The following is a 22,604-nucleotide window of genomic DNA, read 5'->3' as shown; positions in this document are numbered from 1 at the left end:
CGGATTCCCGCAGGTGAATCGGGTATATCTCCATGATATATAAAATGCGGTCAGGATACAATCCTTTGCTGCCCGGAGGCGGCTTTTTCCGCGGCTATCTCGATTTCGGCCTGCGCGGCCGCAATGCGCGCGAGCGGCACGCGGTAAGGGGAGCAGGACACGTAATCGAGCCCGGTTTCCCGGCAGAACCGGATCGACTTCGGATCGCCGCCGTGCTCGCCGCAGACCCCGGTTTTGAGCTTCGGCTTCGCGGCGCGCGCGCGGGTAACGGCCAGTTCGATTAGTTGGCCGACGCCGTCGCGGTCGAGCACCTGGAACGGATTGTCCGGCAGCAGCTTGCTGTCGACGTAATGCGTGAGGAACTTGCCCTCCGCGTCGTCGCGGCTGTATCCGAACGTCATCTGCGTCAGATCGTTCGTGCCGAACGAGAAGAAGTCGGCGTGCTGCACGATCTGCGGCGCGGTCAGCGCGGCGCGCGGCACTTCGATCATCGTGCCGACGCGGTAGCTGACCTGGTCGCGCAGGTCGCCGAGCATGCGGTCCGCGACCTCGTCGACCAGCCCGCGCATAATGCGCAGCTCGTTGGCGTGACCCACGAGCGGGATCATAATTTCCGGCGATACGTCGACGCCGTCTTTCAGGCAGGCCAGGGCCGCCCCGAAAATCGCTTCGATCTGCATGCTGTAAATTTCGGGGAACAGAATGCCCAGCCGGCAGCCCCGCTGCCCCAGCATCGGGTTCACTTCGTGCAGGCCGCGGACTTTGCGGATCAGGAACTCCAGCTTCTGCAGCTCGGCATCCGGAACCGAAGTCCCGGCGCGAGCGGCCGTCAACTGCGCATGACGCGCCACAAGCTCCTCCAGGTTCGGGAGAAACTCATGCAGCGGAGGGTCCAGCAGCCGGATCGTCACGGGCAGGCCGGCCATCGCGCGGAAGATGGCGTCGAAATCGCCCTGCTGCATCGGCAGCAGCTTCTCCAGCGCGGCTCCGCGGGCCGCATCCGAGTCGGCCAGAATCATCTCCTGGACGATCGGCAGCCGCTGCGGGGAGAGGAACATGTGCTCCGTGCGGCACAGGCCGACGCCTTCCGCTCCGAAGCTGCGCGCTTTCGCCGCGTCTTCGGGATTGTCCGCGTTGGCATACACCTTCATCTGCCGCACGTCGTCCGCCCACTGCAGCATCAGCTGAAGCTCGGCGGACATATCCGCTTCCTTGAGCGGCACTTCGCCGATCATGACGCGCCCGGTGGCGCCGTCGATCGTGAGCCAGTCGCCTTCGCGGATCGCTACCCCGCCGATGAAGGCCTGCTTCTCCTCGCTGTCGATGGCCAGCAGCTCGCAGCCGCATACGCACGGCTTGCCCATGCCGCGCGCCACGACCGCCGCATGGCTCGTCATGCCGCCGCGGGACGTCAGCACGCCGCGCGCGGCGAGCACGCCGTGGATATCTTCCGGCGTCGTTTCCGTCCGGACGAGAATGACGGCTTTGCCCGCACGGGCCCAGGTGTCGGCTTCGTCCGCCGTGAAGACGGCCTGTCCGCAGGCCGCCCCCGGCGATGCCGGAAGGCCCGTCGCCAGCGCGGCCGGAGCTTCGCTTTCATCCAGGCTCGGATGAAGGAGCTGATCCAGGTGCGAAGGCTCTACGCGGAGCAGCGCCTCTTCCTTCGTCAGGATGCCCGCCTGGACGAGCTCCACGGCGATTCTCATGGCCGCTTGAGCCGTTCTTTTGCCGTTGCGCGTCTGGAGCATGTAAAGCGTCCCGTTTTCAACGGTGAATTCGATGTCCTGCATATCCGAGTAATGCCGCTCCAGCAGCTCCGCCATCCCAACAAGCTTCTCGTAAACGGCGGGCATGTCCCCCGCCAGCTTGGCGATCGGCTGCGGCGTGCGTACGCCCGCGACGACGTCTTCCCCCTGCGCATTCGTCAAATATTCGCCGAACAGGACTCTCTCTCCCGTGCTCGGATTGCGTGTAAACACAACGCCCGTGCCGCTTTCTTCATTAAGATTGCCGAACACCATCGCCTGAATGTTGACGGCGGTTCCCTGTTCGTCCGGGATTCCGTTCAACCGGCGGTAAATTTGCGCGCGCTGGTTGTTCCAGGAGCGGAAAACCGCTTCGACGGCCAGCCGGAGCTGCTCGTAAACGTCCTGCGGAAACGGAACGCCCGCTCTTTTCAAAATAAGCGCTTTATACGTGCCGATCAGCTCCTGCCAGTCCTCTGCCCGGATATCCTGGTCGGATTCCGTCCCGGCGGCCTGTTTCAGCGCGTGAAGTTTTTTCTCGAACCAGGCTCCCTCGATTCCGAAAACGACGCTGCCGAACATCTGGATCAGGCGGCGGTAGCAGTCATAGGCGAAACGCGGGTTTTGGGTGGCGGCGGCCAAGCCTTCCACCGTGTCGTCGTTAAGGCCAAGGTTTAGTATCGTATCCATCATGCCCGGCATGGACGTGACCGAACCCGAACGGACCGAGACGAGGAGCGGCGAAGCCGCATCCCCGAAACGCTGTCCTTTGCGCTGTTCAAGCTCCGCCATCGCTTCGCGCACTTCCGCGAGCAGACCGTCCGGCAGCCGGCTTTCTATATAGTAAGCTCTGCAAGCTTCCGTAGTCAGAGTGAACCCCGGGGGAACGGCAAGCCCCGCCCGGGTCATTTCGGCCAAATTGGCGCCCTTGCCGCCAAGAAGTCCCGCTAGTGATTGATTTCCCTCATAAAAATGCATCAGCCATTGCTTGCTCATTGTGTCCCACTCCCTCTTTGTCTACGGCTGCCCGGCAGGCGCCATCTTTACATTGCGTGTAGTACAAGGTCACTTTCTCCGTATCCAATTCCCCGACGATCTCGTTGCACCATTTGCAGAGCAGAGTTCCCAGCATGACGTCCGATTTCGCCTTGCTCATTGTTTTCATCGCTCCTCTGTGATTGGTTGTTGTTGTTGGTTCTTAATGAAGATATATGACGTCATAATCCCGTTCATGATGAAATCCCTTTCATTCTTTTTAAAAAGAGGAAAGTTCGTCCCTTCATGAACATAGCATGCAGCATTTGGGCTGCACATTTCAAAATAATCCTCAAACAAGGATTGATTTCACTTATTTTATATCATATATTATTATATAGTACAACATATAAATTTAAATATGAGTCATATTAAACGTGTGGAGGGAAAACAGAAAATGCAGAGAGAACTGTCTTTGGAAATCGTACGTGTGACGGAAGCCGCCGCTCTTGCGGCCGCCCGCTGGATGGGACGCGGGGATAAAAACGAGGCGGACGGTGCCGCAACCGCCGCTATGAGGGAGTCCTTCCGTTCCGTTTCCATGAAAGGAACCGTCGTGATCGGCGAAGGCGAGATGGACGAGGCGCCCATGCTCTATATCGGAGAGAGCGTAGGCAGCGGGGACGGACCGGAAGTCGACATTGCCGTAGACCCCGTCGAAGGCACGGAACTCGTTTCCAAGGCGCTCAACAATGCCCTCGCGGTTATCGCGGCCGCAGATAAAGGCAAACTCCTGCACGCGCCCGATATGTATATGGAGAAGCTGGCCGTCGGCCCCGCGCTCTGCGGAAAGCTGAGTCTGGACGAGCCGCTGGAGAAGACGCTGCGATCGGCGGCCCGCCTGCTCGACAAGAACATCGCCGATCTGACGGTGTCGATTCTCGACCGCGAACGCCATGCGGAGCATATCGCCGTGCTGCGCCGCGTCGGCGTCCGGCTCAAGCTGCTCAGCGACGGCGATGTGGCCGGGGCGATGGCGCCGGCGTTCCCGGAATCCGGCGTCGATCTCTACATCGGCTCCGGCGGTGCGCCGGAAGGCGTGCTGGCCGCGGCCGCGCTGCACTGTCTGGGCGGCGAGCTGCAGGGCCGCCTCATGCCGTCCGGCGAAGAAGACGCGGCGCGCTGCCGCGCGATGGGCATCGACGATCCGGCGAAGCTGCTGCGCCTGCCGGATATGATCGGCGACGACGATGTCATCTTCGCCGCAACGGGCATTACGCCGGGTGATTTCCTGGGCGGCGTGCGTTTTCTCTCCGCCGAGCGGGCCGAGACGCACTCCATCGTCATGCGCGCTAAAACGCGGACGATCCGGTATGTCCGCTCGATTCACCATCTGCCGAGCAAGCCGGTGGCCGTAGCAGTGGTGGGCTAGGTTTAAACGGGGTTCGGGGTTACGGGGTTACGGGGTTACGGTTTCGGGTTTCGGGTTACCGGTTTCGGGTTTGCAAGCTTACTGGTTTGCAGGTTTGCACTTTCGCTCCCGACTGACGCACGACTCTCCAGGTGAGGATGCCCGGCAGCGGTGCCGGATGCGAAACAACGATACGGGAAGCTTGACGAATGCTCTCTCCGATTCCCGGTGGCCGGTGCAATCCCTCTATCTACTCCTGACAAGAGTGCCCCTCCCTTGCACCAATAAACATCAAAAAGGACGCGATCTGATGATGCGCGTCCTTTTTGGTGTGTCCGGCTGCGCCAGCGAAAAAATCGGCCGGTTTTCTTGTTCGATCCAGGCGAAATCAATTCCCGTTTCTCATCCGTCATAGAGTCGCCGCAGCTTCCGCCCAAGCGGCCTTTCTATTATCGCCTATTGCCGCCGCTGGCCACGCCCTGCTTATAAACGCCGAACACCTCCCTGAAATCGGATTCCGCGATTTCAGGGAGGTGTTCGGGATGCCAGGCATCGCCCTAAGTCCGAGGCAGCGGAGGAGCTTCACTCCCCTTCTGCCGGACCTGCGGGACTTTATGCCGCGGCCGTTTACTTCGACGGCTTAGCCGTTACCTTATAACCGGCTTTGACCGTGACGGAAGCTTTCGCTTCGGTCATGACGGCCGGATACATTTTGTCCGGGTCGGGCTTGCGCAGCGTGTAGTAGGCTACGGCTTCCGAATCCGACACGTAGTCAACCCGGTCAATGGTAATGCTGTAGCCCGGGTTAGGCTGAAGACCGCGGGAAAGGGTTACCTTGTTAAGCTCATCGCTCTGTTTCTCCACGATGATCTTAACGCCTTCTTCCTCGGAAGGAGCTGTCGCAAGCTCCTCCGCTTTGCTGTGCTTGGCAACGAATTCCATCGCGTTATAAGCCATTACAGCCGCTTCGGCGCGGGTAACGGGCTTCTTCGGATTGAATTTCGACGCATCGTCCAGCTTGGCGATCTTGGTCAGGAGCAGAACCTGAATCGCGTTCATGCTGCCTGGCGTTACTTCTGCCTGATCCGCGATGTTCACGAACATGTTCACAACCGGATAAGGTCCTGTTTTCTCCACCGCGGCATGAAGCCATTCGGCAAACTGCTCCCTTGTCAGCGTCTGCTGGGGATCGATATCCCGGCCGATCGGAAGACTGTTCATAGCGGCAATGATGAACGAATCTGAATACCAGACGTCATCCTTGGCTTTCGTGAAGCTGTCGCTCGCTTTGGGCGCGCGGACGAAACGGATTTTTCCCAGATTCAAATCAAGTGCTTTAACGATCAATTGTACGCCCTGAGCCGCCGTCATCGATGTATTCGGTGCAAATCGGTCGCCGTCCATTCCTTCTACGATTCCTTTCTCTTGCAGAGATTGAATGGCCGCCTCATCGGGACTGCCCTTCAAATCGGAAAACGCGAAGGCCGAGGAACCGAGCGAGAACACGAGCAACGAGGCCAACAGGACGATATTCGTCATTTTTTTCATAATGTTCACCTCCACTCTTTCTGACGAGCCGTTCATGCGATATGTTGCATCTCTTTTACCTATTTTAACCGATTTCATAAATTCCTTCTATAGATAAAGGAGCGGCTTTCGACAAAAAGAATGGAGGACATCCGGCTCTTAACGGACTCCCTTTATAACGTCGCCCTGCTTGGGCGCAGCTCCCCCCTCGAAACGGATGCGGACCGACTTCGACCCGGACAAATCCGCTCCGTCCGCAACGTGAAAATGGATGTGGGGCTCGCTCGTATTGCCCGAGTTCCCGACACGCCCGAGAAGCTGGCCCCGTTCGATTTTGTCCCCGGGTTTTACCGTGATCGTGCCTTTTTTGAAATGGGCCAGAAAGCTGTACTCACCGCTGCCATGATCGATGACCACGTGATTGCCGGCGGGATTGTTCTCGTCGGTCTTGCCGATTTCGTTATCCGGTTTGCCGTTCTCCACCGCCTTCACGATTCCAGGAGCCGGAGCCGTTACTTCCTGGTTGTACGCGTAATAACTCTCCAGCTTGCCCGGATCGCCCGTGTAGCTGGAAGTTCCCTTGATTTGCACAAGGTCGTAGGCGTACCGCTGGGATTCATGCTCATAATGATAATTCAGAAGCACGTTCGTTCCGCCCCAGAACACGGTCCACTCCCCCCGGAAAGGAAGGGAAAATTCCGTGCGGCTGAATGCTTCGTCCGAAGCCGGATACGTCTTGAGAGGCACGAATTGAAGCCCCCGGATGATCCCCTTGCCGTCGATAGCGGCCGTCAGCCCTTTTTGCCCGGACTCGTCCGTCCATACGTAACGATCCCCCTCCCCGAGAGGCAATTTGCTCTGCAGCTTATACGCGCGGACGTCTTTATTGAAGTCCCCGGCCAGTTCCCTTAACTGCTCCAGACTCACGTCCTTCTTGAATTCAGGGCTGAAGCGGCTGTAAATCTCTTTGATTTTCCCCTGCAAAAATAGGGCCGCAAGGTTCCCCGGCTCAAACTTCGCCTCTGTCTCCGCATCCGGCGAAGCTGCCGGGGGTGCAGGCGAAACGGCCGAGGACGGCTCCGTCCTGCCGCAGCCGGCAAGTCCCGGAAGCAGCAGCAGTACCGCTGCCATCCCCCAGATCGTCGTTGTTCGTTTCATTTCTCCCTCTCCTTTACGATTTCTTTAAGGACCCGGAGCCTCTGTCTCATCTGTCTGCTCCGGCACGTTTAGCGTACCATGCGGACATTACCTCAGCCGAAATGCCGTATTACCGGAAGCTTATTTCCAAAGCCTTCCTCCTCCTCTTTCGTTAAGGTTCCGTTAAGGTGTTGTTTCAGACGGGTTCACCCGATCGTGATATGATGGGAACAAGAATGGAATAAAGGAGCGGTTTTGTATGAAAGAAGCCCGGCTGTTGATCGTCGACGACGAACCGGCTCTCTTGCATATGCTGGAGAAAGTTCTTGCCAAAGAAGGTTTTACGCGGATTAATACCGTCTCAACCGCCGAGGAGGCTCTGGAAGCCTGCAAGCGGCAGACTTATGATCTGATTGTTCTGGATGTCATGCTCCCCGGAAAAAGCGGTTTCGATATTTGCCCGCTGCTGCGGGCCGAAACGGATGCGCCGATTCTTTTTCTGACCGCCAGGGGCTCGGATCTCGATAAACTGACCGGTTTCGCCCTGGGGGGAGACGATTATGTGACGAAGCCGTTCAACCCTCTGGAAGTAGCGGCACGCGTCAAAGCCCGCTTGAGACGAAATGTCCGAACCGCGCCGGAAGCCGGGGGTCCGAGAGCTGCCTATTCGTCGGTGGAAGAAACTCCCGAACACTATGACTACGGACGTTTCCAAGTTCACGTGCAGGCCGGGGAACTCCGGGTGCAGGATCAAAGCCTGTCGTGTCCGGCGCTCGTGTTTCAGCTGCTAGTATTTCTGTGCCGCCATCCGAACCGGATTTTCAGCAAGCAGCAGCTGTATGAGCAGGTATGGGGAACGGACAGCTACGGGGACGACAATACCGTGATGGTGCATATTCACCGCATACGCGAAAGAATCGAGGAAAATCCCGGCGATCCCCGCTTTCTCGTGACTGTGCGCGGACTCGGCTACAAGCTTGTACGCCCGATGGCCCCGCAGGAGGTACGCGTACCGTGACGGTCCGAAAACGGCTGATTCTCCGTTTTGTCATCCAGCTTGTGACCGTGAGCGGTTTTATTCTGCTGCTGATCGGCGGAGCCGTCGCCTATATGCTCACCGGCATGGCGAAGCTCGAAATGAACCGTGATTTCAGCAAAGCCGGCATGTCCATGCTCGTCCAATCGGTCCGGACAGAGAACGGGAAGCTGATCTTCGACGAGGCTCTGCTGGACAAAACGCTCCGGTCCGGCGGCTGGCTGCAGGCGGTGGACGAATCCGGGGCGGTTATCCAGTCCTACGGGACGCCTGCCGACGTTCCGGCACACTACGAGCCCGGGCAATTTATCGATTACTGGACGGGAAATAAGCCGTTCCCCTATTCTCTTTTTCTCTGGATCGAAGAAAAAGACGGCCGGACCTATACCCTGCTCTACGGAAAGCGCAGCACCGAAAACGTTCTGCTGGACGAGATTCTCGCCGCAGGACCGCCCGGGGACAAGCAGCCGGAGATACCCGCTTCCATCCGGGAGCGGCTGGACCGGTCCGGCGCCGTTCTCCAGCTTCTCGACCGCAGCGGCAAGGAGCTCGCTTCGTACAACCGGCCGGATTCGATCCCCGCGGTCTATACGCTGCAGGATCTGGCGCTCCGCCGCCAATACAGCGAGCGTTACGGGTTCGCCTCCGCTTCGCGCAGCCTGGAGGACGGCCGCATCTGGATCGTCCATGCCCCCGCGCGCGGCGCGGAGCAGAACGTCTTCCCGGCTACGGAAGCGCAGGTCATGCTCACGGCATTCGTCGGCCTGGCCGCCGGGCTGCTTGTGCTGCTCGTCGGAGCGGCGTTCTGGTACGGTCACCGCTTCGGCACGCCGATCGTGCATATCCTCGCTTGGCTGCACCGGCTCAGCCGGGGAGAATATACGGAGCCGGGCGCGGCGAAAGGAAGATCGGGGAGCCGGCGCAGGGACGGACGCCTGAAGCGGCGCTACCGCCTTTACGGCGATGTGATGCAGTCAATGGAGCATCTGTCCGGCGCTTTAAGCTCCGCCGAGGAAGCCCGCGAGCATCTGGAGCGGACGCGGGACGAGTGGATCTCCGGCATCTCGCACGATTTAAAGACACCTCTGGCTTCCATCAAGGGGTATGCCCATATGCTTGAAACGCCCCACTACACGTGGACGGAACGGGAAATCCGGGAATTTGCGGCTATCATCAAAGATAAGGCGGATTTTATGGATGAGCTGATCGGCGATCTCAGTCTGACTTTCCGTCTCAGCAACGACGAGAGGCCCCAGGCCGCGGAACAAACCGAACTCAACGAATTCGTGCGCCGCTGTATTCTCGGGGTTGTGAACGATGCGGAGTTCGCCCACGCCAACGTGTCGTTCGAGCCGGAAAAAGAAGCGCTTGTCCGTTCCGTTGACCGGCAGGCGCTCCGCCGCATCCTCGACAATCTCGTTGCCAATGCCGTCCGTCATAACCCTCCGTCCACGCAGATCCGGGTAATCCTCCGGGAAGCGCCGGAGGGAGGCGCCTCCTCGCCAGGAGGGTTCACCCTTCGGGTCGAAGATAACGGAATTGGCATGGATAAGCAGACCCTGGGTAAGCTGTTCGACCGCTATTACCGCGGGACGAACACGGAAGGCACCACCCGCGGGACCGGCCTCGGCATGGCGATCGCCAGGCAGCTGGCTTTGCGGCTCGGCGGCTCCATTGCGGCAGAAAGCGAGCCGGGACGGGGAACGGCCGTAACGGTGACGCTGTAGGAGCGCCAGCCGGCGGGAGTTACACGCCGGGCTCCGCGGGGCCGCGACAGCGGCGCAGGCGGGCGGCGCAGGACCACGATGCAGGACGCGACGCCGCGGGAGTGTCTGCCGAGCGCCGCCGCAGGGGCCCCCTGCGGCTCTCGCGTCGGCGATGGTACGCAGGGGGGCGGCCGCGCGAGCCGCAGCCGTTGACGCTGCTGCGCAACCGCCCCTACCGCGCGGCAAGCAAAAAAGCCGCTGACTAAGGAGATGTGCATACAACGCATCGGCCTGTCAGGGGCTTTTTTACATACGCACGGCTTACATTGCGGTGGCGTCTTTTTTACGTGCGGAACGTTCCCGGTAAAGAAAAAACTGCTCCAGGACGATACAAACGAGCATACCCAGCACAAGCCCGTTGTTGGCTACTGTGCGGACCAGACCCGGAAGCTGAGCAATCGCCGAAGCGGGGACGAACAAGCTGCCGATGCCGATCATAAGCGACACCCCGATAATAAAATAATCGCGGTCGCCGCCCTTGAGCGAATGATATTCGCGCAGCGCTAGGCCGATCATCGAAGCGAACGGCACGAAGATGACCGCATAGCCAACCGGCATCGGCAGCGAAGTGAAAATGGCCGTGACCGGCGGGAACAGGCTGATCAGCACCATGCAGACGGAGGCCAGCACAAACGGCAGCCGCTGAACCAGCCCCGTCGTCAGGATGAAACCCGCGGTTCCGGAAATGGGCACGCAGCCCATCGCGGAAAACAAGCCTCCGAGCGCCGTCGAGACGCCCATCATCAGGCTGGTGCGGTTGTAGTTCACGGGGGCTGCGGCCGCGTTTTTGTCGGCGGATACTTTTTCCACGACCTGAATGCTTGCAATGAGGTTCGCGAGCAGCAGCAGACCGATCAGGACGGACGTCGGCAGAATGCCCGCATCCCACTGGGGAAGTCCCCACTCGAAAATTCCCGGCAGGGCGAACGCCGCATCCGAAGCCGGCACGTCCGGCGCGATACCCAGCAGCATAAACAGGACCCAGCCCGTCAGCAGCGAAAGCAGAATCGAGTAATTCCGGAGAAAGCGGCTGCGGGTCCGCGGCAGGAGCATCGAAAGCAGAAGCACGGCGAAAGCCGGCAGGGCAACCCGGGAATCCACGGCATCCTGCAGATAGCCGATTCCAAGCAGTCCTTTCATAAAAGAGCCGCTGAGCTGGGCGACCAGTATCAGCAGGTACGTGCCTGTAACGAGAGGCGTGAACAGCTTGCGGATTTTTCCGATCCACCTCAAGGCACCGAGCAGCAGGAACAGCGCCCCCGTCAGAAGCATGCCCATTTCAAGCTGGCGAAGACCGTCCGCGAGCGCCAGGGCACCCGAAGAGATCAGGCCCGCGTACACAACGAAAATACCCCACCACAGGCCGGCGGGGCCTTCCATCATCGGCAGTTTGTGGCCGAAAAGCGTTTGCAGAAGGGCGGAGACGCCGATCAGCAGAAAAGTCCTTTGCATAAACGTCGCGATATCCGCGGGCGGCAGGTGCAGCGCATTGCCTACGGCAAGCGGAGCGACCAGGCTCCCGGCCAGAATAAAGGCCAGCCACTGAATCGTAGAAAAAAACAATTTCATCGGAACAAGACTCCTTGTCGGGCTCGACTATAAACAAATCTTTACAGTCTTAAGGTATGTTAAAAAAATAATCATATCCCACCCGGACAAAGTTTGGCAAGAAATCGGGAAAAAACTTTTTGCCGGGTCATAGACGAATCCGTCCGCATTTGAAATAGAAATTTCACGGGAAGTTAGCCGATTGACAGAGGGGTCTTTTTTAGTGTACATTAACTTTAGTACCTGGTACTAATATCAACTACTATATTCTTGATGAGGTGATCGGATGAACTCGAAAGCAAGAATTTCCGCGGTCGGCAGCTATGTTCCCGAGAAAAGATTGACGAACTCCGACTTGGGGCGCCTGGTGGAAACGAACGACGAATGGATCGTCCAGAGAACCGGCATGCGGGAAAGACGGATTGCCGCTCCCGGAGAATATACGAGTCATATGTGCATCTCCGCCATCGATAACATGATCGCCGAATATGGGGTTTCTCTGGAGGATGTGGATCTGATCCTGACGGCGACCAATACGCCGGATCTTCCTTTTCCGACGGTATCCTGTCTCGTACAGGCTCACTTCGGCATCCCGTCGACGGGCGCTCTCGACCTGAACGCGACCTGCGCGGGCTTCGTTTACGCGCTTCATACGGCGAACGCTTTTATTACGGCGGGCCTGCACCGCAAAATTCTCGTGCTCGGCGCCGATCACATGTCGGCCATTACCGACTATACAGACCGTACCACGTGCATTCTGCTCGGCGACGGTGCAGGGGCCGCTCTCGTTGAGGCAGCGGAGGGCGGGACTCCCGGCGCTTTCCTTGGGCACCATCTGGGATCGGACGGTACGGGCGGCGTGCATTTGTACCGCTCCGGACTGGCGGACCGTCTCGGGGAGAAGAACTTGGAGGGTGCCGGGAAGCTTGTCCAAAACGGCCGGGAAGTGTACAAATTCGCCGCCGGCACGGTTCCCAAGGGGGTAAGCGCACTGCTGGATTCGGCCGGTATGGCGATGTCCGAAGTAGACTGGTTTATCCCGCACAGCGCTAATCTGCGCATTATCGAATCCGTCTGCGAGCGCATGGATTTCCCTGTCGAGAAAACGCTGTACAGCCTGGAGTATTACGGCAATACCTCGGCGGCCACCATTCCGCTGTCGCTCCATATGGGGTTGAAAGAAGGCAAAATCAAACCGGGCGATCTGCTGCTTCTTTATGGCTTCGGCGGCGGACTGGTACATGGCGGGCTGCTCGTGCGCTGGGGATGAGAAACCCGCTGCCTGCCGCATCTGCCGCATCTGCCGATTCTGCATTCTCATCTGCCGCCAGACCGGCACAGCGCCTGTTTCCGCACCAGCTCAAGCTCTAGCGCTTTTGCTTGCGCGTCCGCTTACGCTTGCTCCTGCTCTTGCCCCCGCTTTCCCGCTCACACCGGCGCGCATATGCCGACGCAAGCGGCGGCTCCCGCTCCCGCCGGGCTCAACCGGACGGCGCGGAAGCCGCCGCTCCTTCAGCGTTTGCCCCGGGCTCTTCCGCGCCGGGGCAGACAAGCGCCCGCGTGCCCGAACGGACCTGCTCCCGCGTGTTCAGCCACGGCTTCGCGACGGTCTTCGACCGGCGGCGGCGCGGCTGCAGCAGCAGGTCGATTTTGCGCTGCAGCACGAAATGATAGGCGGCCAGCGTATGAAGAAGCCCGCTGGCCGCGGAACCGGGCCGCCGGCCGCCGGGAAACTCCTCCGGCGGAAGCAGCAGATCGGCGGGCTGATTGCCGCCCGCCGTAGCCGCTTCTCCGCAAGAGGAGTCCGCGTCCGGCACAGCGGCTCCCGGCAGTGCGGCGGCCGCCTCGGTTACGCGCATCATCGCCCGCTGGCTGCGGGCCAGAGCCTGCAGCATCTCGAGCTTCCAGGCATCCTCCGTCAGGCGCGCGTTCATTTGTTCCCGCCTCCGAGCAAATCGGAGTAATCGCCCATACCACCGCCCTGATTTTCCTGTTCCCCGATTACAATCTGCAGATGCCTGCCAAGCGACTGTTCCATTCTCGTCATCGCCTCGATCAGCTCGATCAAACCGTCGTGAACTTCCAGCGGCTGCTGCACCTGATCCTGATGCGTGGCAAACTGCTCAGCCGTCAGGTGACTGCATATCCACGCTTTCGATTTCTCGGCTTCCGCCGCCTTCGCTTCCAGTATCGACGCGATGCTCACCTGCATTTGCGCCACGGACTGGAGAATCCGTACATAGGAGACTTCCCTGCTCACAAGCTCCGCCCGCCTTTCTTTTTCATGCCTTGCGTACTCTGCCGTATCCGCCCTCCGCTTCTTTCCGCTTCGGCTTTCGGCATGCTTCCGACGTCCGTCTTTCAGCTTACGGCTCCCGTCTTCCAGAGGCTATTCGTTCGCTTCGCCGCTTTCCAATTCCTTCACGGCGAGCCCGAGGTTGGTCGCCAGCGCTTCCTCCAGATCCGCGAGCGAGGACAAGTAACTCGTCACATTCCGTGTGACGTTAACCGATTGATTCAGAAGCGTATCCTCAAACGCCGGGTTCTTATCCGGAATTTGACCGATCAATCCCGCCATATGCGCGGCTACCTCGCTTTTATAGTGAAGGATTTTGGCGAGCTCCAGATGGGATCTGGAAATATGCCGCACCAGCGTGTCTTTTTCGCGCTCCATCCCGTACCTCCTTTCCTGTACCGTCCGGATTTCTTTATTCAAAAGTATATGCACGGTGAACCGCCGGTGTCCGCGGACAAGCGACGGCACTTGCAGTCGGACCGGACTCGGCGGACCCCGCTTCCTTAATTCCCGCTCAGATACTTTCCCCTGAAAAATCTCCCGAAACGGACGGCTCCTCCGCTATACCCGGAGAGTCCGCATCCGCAGCGTATTCCCGGCGGCGCCAGTTGTCCGGATAGAAAAGCCGCGGACCGAGCCTTTCCATGGCGAGCCCGAGCGCTTCCAGGTGATCGGACGCCCGGCTCCGGTCCAGCCAGGCGAAAGGCCGGAAGCCGCTCGCGGACCGCGTATCCCCGCCGGAAAGCCGCACGGAAGAAACCGCGAGGCCTTCGATCAGTGCGGCTCCATGCGCCTTGGCGGGATGGGCAAGCTCCGCGCCGAGCTTCGTCACCGCCTGGCGGGACAGAGCGTGGGGCAGCACGGTCAAGCTGTCCGCCTGCAAATCCCGTCGGCCCAGCGCGTAGTTGACGAACTGCTTCGCCATGACTTCGGGCGAGCGCTTGTGAAAGAGAGGCAGCTCCGCGGTAACGCCGCACAAGGCGGCATCGCTCCCTCTGGCGATCACACCGGCAAGCGCCGCTATCTCCTCCGCTGCAGAAGACACGGACGCATCCAGGAATACCAGGATATCTCCTTCCGCCGCTTCCGCTGCCGCCTGCCTTTCTTCTCCGCCCCCGGATACGGTCCCGGCGGACACGTCTCCCGCGCCAACAAGCTTCACTTCCGCTCCAAGGCGCGGAGCCGCAAAAACTTGAACCAGCTGCGGGGTAACCGCCTCGTCACGCGAAGCGAGGATAACCTCGTGCAGAGCCAGCCTCTCCAGCTCCCCGAGCAGTCTCAGCAAGGGCGAATCCTGCACATCGAAGGCTTCCGGTCCCGCGCCGTGTAAAAGAATGACGGCGGAAACCCGCTGATCCGAAGGAAACGGAAACCAGCCCTTGTCCGGCAGCCCCGCCCTCTCGCAATAGCCCTGGGCAAAAGCCGAAGCGGCAGCCGCATATTCCGGTCCCGCGGGATTCAGAGCGCTCAGCACTCCGCCGTGGCGGGCCCAGAGATCGTTCATCTGTCTGCGCGCCGCCGCTTCATCCGTCCGGCAGGAGCCCGCTTCGTCTCCGTCTACGGAAGCGGACCGGACCGGGAAGCCTGCGGCCAGCAGACCTCCCAGTCTCCGTCCGGCTGCCGCAAGCTCGGCCATTCGCCGTCCCTTCAGGGACGTTCCCGCCTTCGCTTTCCCGCCGGTTTTCCCGGGATTTCCGCTGCGGGTCCGCATCAGGCTTCGCGGCTTCTGCCCTCTCGCTGTGCCGGACAGCTTCTTCTTAGTCGTCATCCGCTTCATCCGCTTCATCCGCTCCTTCCTTCCCCGTCTCTGTCCGGAGAGGCTCCGCGGTCCCTTCCGAAAACGCTACGGCCTCGATCCAGGCATGCAGCGCTTCCAGGTGATCGCCTATGATCAAATCCCCTACGGGATCGCTTCCGGCGCTGTTTCTCCTCCTGGGATTCTTGGCTCCCACGGCCGCATATACCGCGGCCTTAACGTTCAGCCCCTTACGCAGCGCAAGCGCAAGCGCCTTGGGCGGGACGGCGAGCGCCTCCGCCCCGATCTCGCTTATCGCCCTGCGGCTTAACGCGTGCGGAATCGTCGTCAGCGACGTTCCCGCCAGGTCCGGCCGGTCCAGCATGGCGGTCAGCGCATGCTTGGCAAGGACAACGCAGTGGACGCTGTCGCGCTTGACCGGGCCGATGTAGGTGTTCATGGCCACATCGGCCCCGTTCTCCACGGCTTTGACGAAAGCGGAGAGCTTTGCGGCGGGAATCACGATATCCCCATCTGTAAAAAGCACAATATCTCCTCGGGCCGCCCGCGCTCCGACGGCCCTGCCGACATCATGGCCGAGCGCCGTATCGAACGCGATCATCCTCGGCCCCATTTTCTCCACAATGCGGCGGGAACCGTCCGTAGAGCCGTTCACTACGGCTATTACCTCCACGCTCGGATGAACGCGGTACGCTTCCCTTATGACAGCCGCAAGAGACCGCCGCTCGTTATAGACCGGAATCACCACGGACACTTTCGGAGCGGGATCGTTGCGGTACGTGTGCAGGTTTCTTCCGTCCCTGCTTTGCGCAAGCGATGTCTTCCGCCTCTTCTTCACCTGCCGCTCACCTCCGTCCCCTTCTCTGCGGCATCTTCTGTCATATCGTATGGGCCGGATCGCCGGATCGGGAGGGCGGATGTGGAGACGCGCAAAAAAAGGCTGTCTTTTCCGCCGGAGTAAGCGGGACCATGCCCTTTGAAATGAGCCTGGACACCCACCTTGCGGAACCGGCAGCGAACTGCCGGCACAACCCCCGGAGAGCGGACGGCTCTTTAGGGACCGCCGGTCCCCGGGTTCAGCCCAGGCTGACGTCTTTGAAAAGCGTATCCCAACAATCCGGGTTGATGCTGTAGCAGCCGACCGCGCACGTCTGGGGGAGGGACCACTGCAGGTCTGTGATGCCGTCGGCGTTGCTGTGATTGATCACCAATACCCGGTAATCGTAATTCACCAGCCCGTTCAGCACCCGCTCCAGCTCGCGCGCCTCCTCGTAATACGCGTTCGTTCGGACAAACAGCAGCCGTTTGCCGTACATCAGGTGATGCAGGGTCCGGTAAATGCGGCGGTCGAGCCTGCTCCTGAATTCCGGATAAGAAGCCAGGTGGAAGATATGGTTCTGATTTTGTGGGAAATCATGCGCCGAAATAATCCGGGATTTTCTATCCATTATCAGAAAATTGCCGCCTCCGTAATCGACCCCGACCGCCTTCAAATTGCCCGGCTCCATAAATCCCTGGAATCTGTTTTCCAATACTCCGCTCACATCTTCCAGTTCGGAAACCATCCAATCGAATACACCCGAAAACGAACGCAAGTTCATTCTTTTTAATTGAATGGAAGGGGTGCAGTTCTCCCCCAGGCTGTAAATCAAATCGTACTTTCCGGCTATTCCGCTTAAGTCCATGGACGCCCCGTCTCCCTTCTACCGCAACTTATTTCAAGCTGATATCGGCAAAAAAAGTATCCCACCAGCGGTCGCTGTTAAAATTCCAGATATCCGCATAGGGAACCTGGACGGCGCACGTATGCGGCAGCGGCCAGTCTAGCTCGACCAGGCCCGGTACCTGTTCATATTCCACCAGCAGGATCTTGTATTCATGCGCGACAAGCCCGTTCAGCACCTGCTCCAGTTCAGCCGTCTCCTCGTACGTTCCATGCATGCGAATGAACAGGATACGCTTTTCCTCGCTTAATTTTTTTAAAAACCGGTTAATCCGGCGGTTCAGCTTTTCCTTGAATTCTCCGTAGGTGAAAAGCTGTTCCGGCGAATTCCGGTTCACCGGGAAATCGTGGACGGATATGACGCCGTATGCGGAATCCTTCACTTGATAATTAGGCTGAAGGGTAACCGGCTCCACCACGCTCATATGGGCAAGCTCCATGAATCCGTCAAACCGTCTGCCCAGCAGCCGGTTCACGTCCACGAGCGAATCCGACATCATCCAATCCAGCACCCCTGCGGTAGAGCGCAGGCCGTGCTTTTCCATTTGAATCGCCGGCAGGCAGTTTTGTCCAAGGCTGAATACGGAGTCGTAGCTCCCCGCCAAGTCTTGTAAACGCATTGTACTCCCTCCTTTTGGCATCCTCTTGTATACAATGCGCAATGGGGTCGTTCAGCGTGGACCCCCGTCCTTGCCCGGAAAAATGGACGCGCACATCCAATCCCCCGCCGCGTCCCGGCATACTCTGTTAGAAAGGATGTGAGCCGCGAGCATCCGGAACACGGAGGTAAACGTCATGTACAAGTACTATCAGAAGGTGGAAATAGATCCGCATACCCATGCGCTGCCGCTTCAAGCGGGCGATCAGGAAGTGTTCCTGTGCCCCCTCTATTTGTACGGAATTACGCCGGGCATCCGGATTCTTTTTAATGTGAGCATCGCCTGGAGCAACCCCGTCACTTACGACATCGGTGAGCTGGAAATCAAAATACGGCGCGACCATCCGGGCGGACCCGTTGTCGAGAGCAGCGAAGATTCGCGCTTCCGCGGGGGGACGGCCAAGATGGAAGGGGAAGACGAAGGGGGCGCGGCCGAAATCGCGGTTTATTACCTGACCGTGCGTTCGCCCGGAGGCAAAGCGCTGATCGAAGGCCCGATTGTGTTCGAGGGATTTGTTCTGGAAGAGAACTGACTCCCTTGAATTGGTTGTTTTTACCGGACTACTTGTCCGTTTCGAAAGAGCCGGTGAGTGAATTTACTAATCTTGTAAGTATATTTTTTTTCAGAAGGGGATGAACTACCACGGCTACCATCTTGGACTATCAGACTAATGATGCTCTCATAGGCGGAGGTTCCCTGCCTTTTCCTGTGACGAATCCGCTGCTGGGCGGCGTCGAAGTCGGCATCGCGACCATCAGCCTGTCGCCTTCCGCCACGACCGACATTCTCCGTTTCGAGGGAACGATCGGCTGGCAGCCCGACCTTCTTCTCGCCACTCCGCTGCTCCCGGTTCTGCAGGTCAGAATCCGCGTAGGCAGCCCGACGGGAACCGTCATTTACGAGACGGACGATTCGGCTCTGATCGGTACCGGCGTTCTGACGACTATCACGGACAACATTTTGACGGTTTCGTTCCAGCATTCGATTCAAGCTTCGGTCGTTCCGGCCGGTTTTCAGCCCTACTTCCTGACCGTTGCCGTACGCGGGCTGGGCAGCATATCGATTCGCGGACCCGTTCACTTCGGGGCATTCGTTATCGCTCCGTAACGGGATCTTTTGCGGCAAAGGCAGGCGGGATGCTACTCTGTCTGCCCTTTTTTGTATCTAGCGCTGCGGCTCACAAAAAAACCTCACATCTAACGCGAGGTTTTTTGGGCATTTACCCCGTTATCGGCGTTTGTTGGCGTTTGTTGGCATTTATCGCTGTTATCGGCGTTTATCGGCGACAATCGGCGATTACCCGCGGCCGTAAAATCGTCCCCGGCTGTGTCCGGCCGCCAGATAGGTCTCTACGAAATGCCTCGTCATCCGGTCCAGGGACCAGCGCTCACAGCCCGAGAGGCGGGCGGCTTCGCCCATCTTCAGCCGGAGTTCGTCGTCGGCAAGCAGCAGCTCCAGGTGGTAGGCCAGCGTATCGGTGTCGCCTACCGTAGAGACAAACCCCGTCTCGCCGTGCGCGACCATTTCCGGCAGCCCGCCCGCATTGGAGACGACGGCCGGCTTGCCTGCCGTCTGCGCTTCCATGACGGCAAAGGGCTGGTTATCCTGCACGCTCGGGTGCGCGAAGATATCCGAGAGCGCCAGAATGGCCGGCACATCTTCCCGGTACCCGAGAAACTGGACGTCATCCTCAAGCCCGGCATCCCTCACCTGAGCGATCAGTTCATCGCGTTTGTCGCCGTCGCCGACCAGCCAGCAGAGCCAGTCGGAGCGTCTTTGTTTCAAGTTGGCCAGGGCACCGATCAGAAAGTGAATACCCTTGATCGTTTCCAGACGCGCCGGGCACACAATCAGTTTTTTCCCTTCCGGACGGACCAGGGGCGTACCGGCAGCGAGCTTGCGCGCGAACGGCTCCATATCGAATCCGTAGGGCGATACTTCGATATGCCCGGCGGGGACGCCGTATTCCCGGGAGAGGACGTTTTTCAGCCAGTTGGAGGCCGTTACCGCCTTCTCCGCCGCCATGGCGCCGTGATATTCGAGCGTGCGGTAATAAAGGTGCGCAAGCGGCCGCAGCGTCTCGGAATCCAGTCTGCCGTCCTCGTCGAGCAAGATTTTAATCTCCCTTGCCAGAGATCCGTGAAGGCTCGCCACCAGACCGGTGCTTGGAGGCCTTACCCGGTTTAATGCGAGCGAGGCGATCACGTCCTGGGCATGGATAACATCGTACTGCTGAAGTCCGAACGAAGCTGCGGCCAATTCCATGCAGTAGCGGTCCATTTCCACCCGGCGCACGAGCGGGTCCTGATGAAGGACCGGCAGCGTGTTCCGGTTTAATTTTGCCTGAAGCATGTGCATCAGGTCGTCTTTCATCACCTTTTGGCCGGTTCCGTAGATGTAATATTTGGGTTCGTCGGGTCCGTTTCCCATCAGATCGACCTGATGCCCCCAATCTTCCAGCCGGTCCTTGAGCTGAAGCATGAACGGCCATACCCCGCCGATATGGGGAATCGGCCAATAGGTCGCGAGCAATATTTTCAAGAGCCTTCCCCCCGTTTCGCCTCTGTTTCCTTCCTTACCGGCGTCCCTGCAGCCCGCACCGTTTGCGCGGAGAACAAGCATCTTCTTTTATCATATGGACGGGATAACGGGATTGACATGGAGAATGGCCTCTATCCTATAAAAAAGGCGGCGGAAACGTGCCGGACCGGCCGATTCGTCCGCTTGCGCCCGGACCTTCGCCCCTCTGCTTTCATACGATATGGAGGATACAAGCACAGAGAAAAGAGGTGCGTTATGAAAGCCCTAGTCACCGGAGGGGCGGGCTTTATCGGCTCGCACTTGGCGCAAGCGCTCGCGGACGGGGGCCATGAAGTCCATGTGCTCGACAACTTGTCGAGCGGAAGGGCCGAATGGGTCCCCGGCCAAGCCGTTCTTCATGTCCTGGAACTAAACAGCCCGGAGCTTCACGAGCTTGTCGAACGTATCCGCCCCGAAGTCGTGTTCCATTTGGCCGCTCAAGCCGACGTTCAGAGATCCATAGCCGATCCGGCTTTTGATGCGCAGGTCAACATTACCGGAACGGTGTCGCTCCTTGATGCTTGCCGGAAGTCGGCTGTGCGGCGGTTCGTCTTCGCTTCGACGTCCGGGGTGTACGGAGACAGCGTGCACGAAAAATTAACGGAGGATATCCCGGCCGCGCCCATTTCGTATTACGGTCAGTCGAAGCTTGCGGCGGAAGGGTATATCCGGATTTTTCACAAGCTGTACGGACTGCCCTATACGATTCTTCGTTACGGAAACGTGTACGGCCCGAGGCAGATGCCCAAAGGGGAGGGTGGCGTAGTCGCCGTGTTCCTGCAGCAGCTGCGCCGGGGGCAGCCCATCACGATTCACGGAGACGGCGGGCAGACCCGGGACTTCGTCTATGTCCGGGACGTGGTGGAGGCCAATCTGGCGGCCGCCGCATTTACGGGCTACGGGCTCTACCATGTCAGCACGGGCCGGAGCACGACCATCCGGCAGCTGGCCGAGCTCATCCGCGAGACCCGGGCAGCGCCTGTTCCGATCCTGTTCGGCGAAGCCCGGCCCGGCGATATCCGGCACAGTTGTCTGGACAACCGCCGGGTACGGGAAGAACTGGGCTGGAGCCCCCGGTACCGCATCGCCGACGGGCTGCGGGAAACCTGCGCCGCGTTCCTGCCCTAAGCCGGCCGGGGTTTGCAGGCACCGGACGGAAGCCGACGCCGTGTCTGCGCCATGTCGCGTCGTTCCCGTACCGATGCCTGCCATGCCTCGCAGGTCCCGTACTGATGCCCGTCATGCCTCGTGGGTCCCCTTGGTGCCTGCCATGTCTCGCGGGTCCCGTACCGGTGCCATGCCGTCTCGGTCCGGTGCCGATACCGCGTCGTTGCCCGAAAAAAAGCCCCGGTCTATTCCGGATAATCCGGAATACCGGGGCTTGCTTTTTTTGCGAAACAGTCAGCGGCTGTTCCAGATATCGTGGATAGCTTGGGCGAACGCATCCACACTTCTGGTCCACGGCCATAGATAAGAATCATACTGGCCCTGGAGAGCCAGACGGGCCCGCAGCTCCTTATCGTGGATAAGCCGGACGATGTCTGCCGCCAGCCGGTTCTGGTACCGGTAGGAAAGGAGGCAGTTGTGCTCGTGCCGCGCATAATCCGCATTCCCGCCCGAATACGTCGTGACGAGCGCCGCCCCGCATCTCATGGCCTCCAGGCCGGGCAGCGAACCGGAATCGTAGAGCGAAGAGCTGACGTAGATATCGGTTTTGTTGTAGAGGTAGCGCAGCTCCTCGTCGTTATTGGGCAGGCAGAATTGAAAACTGCCCGTATCGCGAAGGCGCTGCAGACTCGGTGCGGTATGAAATTCGTCGGGCGGGCAGATCAGATTGATTTCCGTATCGGGATAATGGTGTTTGACGAACGAGAGCTGGCTGACCAGATAATCCTGGTCGCGGTGCCAGGCAATCCCTCCCTCCGAATTGCGGACGACAGCGGAAATTTTGACAGCGGGCGGGGTGGATTCCCGGAGGTTCAGATTTTGCATGAACGGTCCGAGTCCGATCGGAACAATATGTCCGCGGATGCCGTGATTGAGCTCGATCAGCTTCTGCTGCCACTCGGACAGTACGATAAGATGCGGCGTCGTATGATAGGTGGGGAACGTGATATGATCGTCCGGCAGAAAAGTCGGTTCGTAGCAAAGACTGAACCGGGCATGAACACTCCGGTCTCGCGCGCTCGCTTCCACGCATGCGGGCACGGTCGTGTAGAAGTTGGAGATCACCACGTCTCCGGGCGGGATATCATCCGCGTCCAGCGTAATGCTGTGACGGCCACGGACAATCCGGGCCCGGATATCGAACTTGACTTCGGCATGAGCGGGCATCACGATGGTAACGTCATAACCGCGGTCCGCCAATCCGTTCGTAATTTCCGCCAACATCCGCTGGGCGCCGCCGAAATTCAAGGTAAGGATAGGAAATACCAGCCTCATGCT

At 59.4% G+C, this 22,604-nt stretch carries 21 protein-coding genes; 7 read left to right on the top strand and 14 right to left on the bottom strand.

The features are described from left to right. Positions 1–50: 50 nt before the first annotated feature. On the bottom strand, positions 51–2,741 hold the full coding sequence (ppdK, locus tag AC2TF6_RS06855; RefSeq protein WP_491310442.1) for a pyruvate, phosphate dikinase: 2,691 nt from the start codon (positions 2,739–2,741) through the stop codon (positions 51–53). Continuing rightward, the gene (locus AC2TF6_RS06850; RefSeq protein ID WP_009675441.1) at positions 2,710–2,901 is read right to left on the bottom strand and encodes a GapA-binding peptide SR1P; all 192 of its coding nucleotides are present in this window, start codon (positions 2,899–2,901) and stop codon (positions 2,710–2,712) included. The genes ppdK and AC2TF6_RS06850 overlap by 32 nt, the downstream gene beginning before the upstream one ends. A 276-nt stretch (positions 2,902–3,177) precedes the next feature. Between AC2TF6_RS06850 and glpX the strand changes: the two genes are divergently transcribed. Then, positions 3,178–4,152, top strand: a complete 975-nt coding sequence (gene glpX, locus AC2TF6_RS06845; protein WP_009675444.1) for a class II fructose-bisphosphatase — start codon at positions 3,178–3,180, stop codon at positions 4,150–4,152. Positions 4,153–4,758: 606 nt separating this feature from the next. Here glpX and AC2TF6_RS06840 read toward each other — a convergent pair. Continuing rightward, positions 4,759–5,679 (bottom strand): S-layer homology domain-containing protein, encoded by a 921-nt coding sequence (locus AC2TF6_RS06840; RefSeq protein WP_231392021.1) that lies wholly within the window; start codon positions 5,677–5,679, stop codon positions 4,759–4,761. 138 nt (positions 5,680–5,817) lie between these two features. Further along, positions 5,818–6,816 (bottom strand): M23 family metallopeptidase, encoded by a 999-nt coding sequence (locus AC2TF6_RS06835; RefSeq protein WP_491310441.1) that lies wholly within the window; start codon positions 6,814–6,816, stop codon positions 5,818–5,820. 238 nt (positions 6,817–7,054) lie between these two features. Here AC2TF6_RS06835 and AC2TF6_RS06830 point away from each other — a divergent pair, with 238 nt between their 5' ends. Then, positions 7,055–7,813: a response regulator transcription factor gene (locus AC2TF6_RS06830; RefSeq protein ID WP_491310440.1), complete on the top strand. Its 759-nt coding sequence runs from the start codon at positions 7,055–7,057 to the stop codon at positions 7,811–7,813. Next, positions 7,810–9,558: a sensor histidine kinase gene (locus AC2TF6_RS06825; protein ID WP_491310439.1), complete on the top strand. Its 1,749-nt coding sequence runs from the start codon at positions 7,810–7,812 to the stop codon at positions 9,556–9,558. Before AC2TF6_RS06830 ends, AC2TF6_RS06825 begins: the two co-directional genes overlap by 4 nt. A 300-nt stretch (positions 9,559–9,858) precedes the next feature. Here AC2TF6_RS06825 and AC2TF6_RS06820 read toward each other — a convergent pair whose 3' ends face one another. Further along, on the bottom strand, positions 9,859–11,166 hold the full coding sequence (locus AC2TF6_RS06820) for a purine/pyrimidine permease (protein WP_491310438.1): 1,308 nt from the start codon (positions 11,164–11,166) through the stop codon (positions 9,859–9,861). A gap of 265 nt (positions 11,167–11,431) precedes the next feature. Here AC2TF6_RS06820 and AC2TF6_RS06815 point away from each other — a divergent pair, with 265 nt between their 5' ends. Continuing rightward, positions 11,432–12,415 (top strand): ketoacyl-ACP synthase III, encoded by a 984-nt coding sequence (locus AC2TF6_RS06815; protein WP_491310437.1) that lies wholly within the window; start codon positions 11,432–11,434, stop codon positions 12,413–12,415. Positions 12,416–12,626: 211 nt separating this feature from the next. On the opposite strand, the gene AC2TF6_RS06810 is transcribed toward AC2TF6_RS06815, so the two are convergent. From AC2TF6_RS06810 to AC2TF6_RS06780, 7 genes are all read right to left on the bottom strand, one after another. Continuing rightward, a complete protein-coding gene (locus AC2TF6_RS06810; RefSeq protein ID WP_491310436.1) occupies positions 12,627–13,079 on the bottom strand; it encodes a hypothetical protein in 453 nt (150 codons plus the stop codon). Continuing rightward, on the bottom strand, positions 13,076–13,405 hold the full coding sequence (locus AC2TF6_RS06805; RefSeq protein WP_491310435.1) for an alpha-helical endospore appendage domain-containing protein: 330 nt from the start codon (positions 13,403–13,405) through the stop codon (positions 13,076–13,078). The genes AC2TF6_RS06810 and AC2TF6_RS06805 overlap by 4 nt, the downstream gene beginning before the upstream one ends. Before the next feature lie 129 nt (positions 13,406–13,534). Next, entirely contained in the window at positions 13,535–13,819 is a 285-nt protein-coding gene (locus tag AC2TF6_RS06800) for a hypothetical protein (RefSeq protein WP_491310434.1), read from the bottom strand. 136 nt (positions 13,820–13,955) lie between these two features. Beyond that, positions 13,956–15,227 (bottom strand): hypothetical protein, encoded by a 1,272-nt coding sequence (locus AC2TF6_RS06795; protein ID WP_491310433.1) that lies wholly within the window; start codon positions 15,225–15,227, stop codon positions 13,956–13,958. Continuing rightward, entirely contained in the window at positions 15,199–16,035 is an 837-nt protein-coding gene (locus AC2TF6_RS06790) for a glycosyltransferase family 2 protein (protein ID WP_491310432.1), read from the bottom strand. The genes AC2TF6_RS06795 and AC2TF6_RS06790 overlap by 29 nt, the downstream gene beginning before the upstream one ends. 238 nt (positions 16,036–16,273) lie before the next feature. Then, on the bottom strand, positions 16,274–16,882 hold the full coding sequence (locus AC2TF6_RS06785; RefSeq protein WP_491310431.1) for a DUF1796 family putative cysteine peptidase: 609 nt from the start codon (positions 16,880–16,882) through the stop codon (positions 16,274–16,276). Between the two features lie 28 nt (positions 16,883–16,910). Beyond that, positions 16,911–17,540, bottom strand: a complete 630-nt coding sequence (locus AC2TF6_RS06780) for a DUF1796 family putative cysteine peptidase (RefSeq protein ID WP_491310430.1) — start codon at positions 17,538–17,540, stop codon at positions 16,911–16,913. A gap of 175 nt (positions 17,541–17,715) precedes the next feature. Between AC2TF6_RS06780 and AC2TF6_RS06775 the strand changes: the two genes are divergently transcribed. Further along, complete coding sequence (locus AC2TF6_RS06775) at positions 17,716–18,111, top strand: hypothetical protein (RefSeq protein ID WP_326054269.1); 396 nt, start codon at positions 17,716–17,718, stop codon at positions 18,109–18,111. A 122-nt stretch (positions 18,112–18,233) separates the two neighbouring features. Beyond that, a complete protein-coding gene (locus AC2TF6_RS06770) occupies positions 18,234–18,686 on the top strand; it encodes a hypothetical protein (RefSeq protein WP_491310429.1) in 453 nt (150 codons plus the stop codon). A 189-nt stretch (positions 18,687–18,875) separates the two neighbouring features. Here AC2TF6_RS06770 and AC2TF6_RS06765 read toward each other — a convergent pair whose 3' ends face one another. Beyond that, complete coding sequence (locus tag AC2TF6_RS06765; RefSeq protein WP_491310428.1) at positions 18,876–20,120, bottom strand: glycosyltransferase family 4 protein; 1,245 nt, start codon at positions 20,118–20,120, stop codon at positions 18,876–18,878. A gap of 255 nt (positions 20,121–20,375) precedes the next feature. Between AC2TF6_RS06765 and AC2TF6_RS06760 the strand changes: the two genes are divergently transcribed. Next, positions 20,376–21,287, top strand: a complete 912-nt coding sequence (locus AC2TF6_RS06760; RefSeq protein ID WP_491310427.1) for an NAD-dependent epimerase/dehydratase family protein — start codon at positions 20,376–20,378, stop codon at positions 21,285–21,287. Positions 21,288–21,560: 273 nt separating this feature from the next. Here AC2TF6_RS06760 and AC2TF6_RS06755 read toward each other — a convergent pair whose 3' ends face one another. After that, entirely contained in the window at positions 21,561–22,601 is a 1,041-nt protein-coding gene (locus tag AC2TF6_RS06755; RefSeq protein WP_491310426.1) for a glycosyltransferase family 4 protein, read from the bottom strand. Positions 22,602–22,604 lie beyond the last annotated feature (3 nt).

This window comes from Paenibacillus sp. JNUCC 35, assembly GCF_058269095.1.
This window is presented reverse-complemented; position numbering and strand designations above follow the sequence as displayed.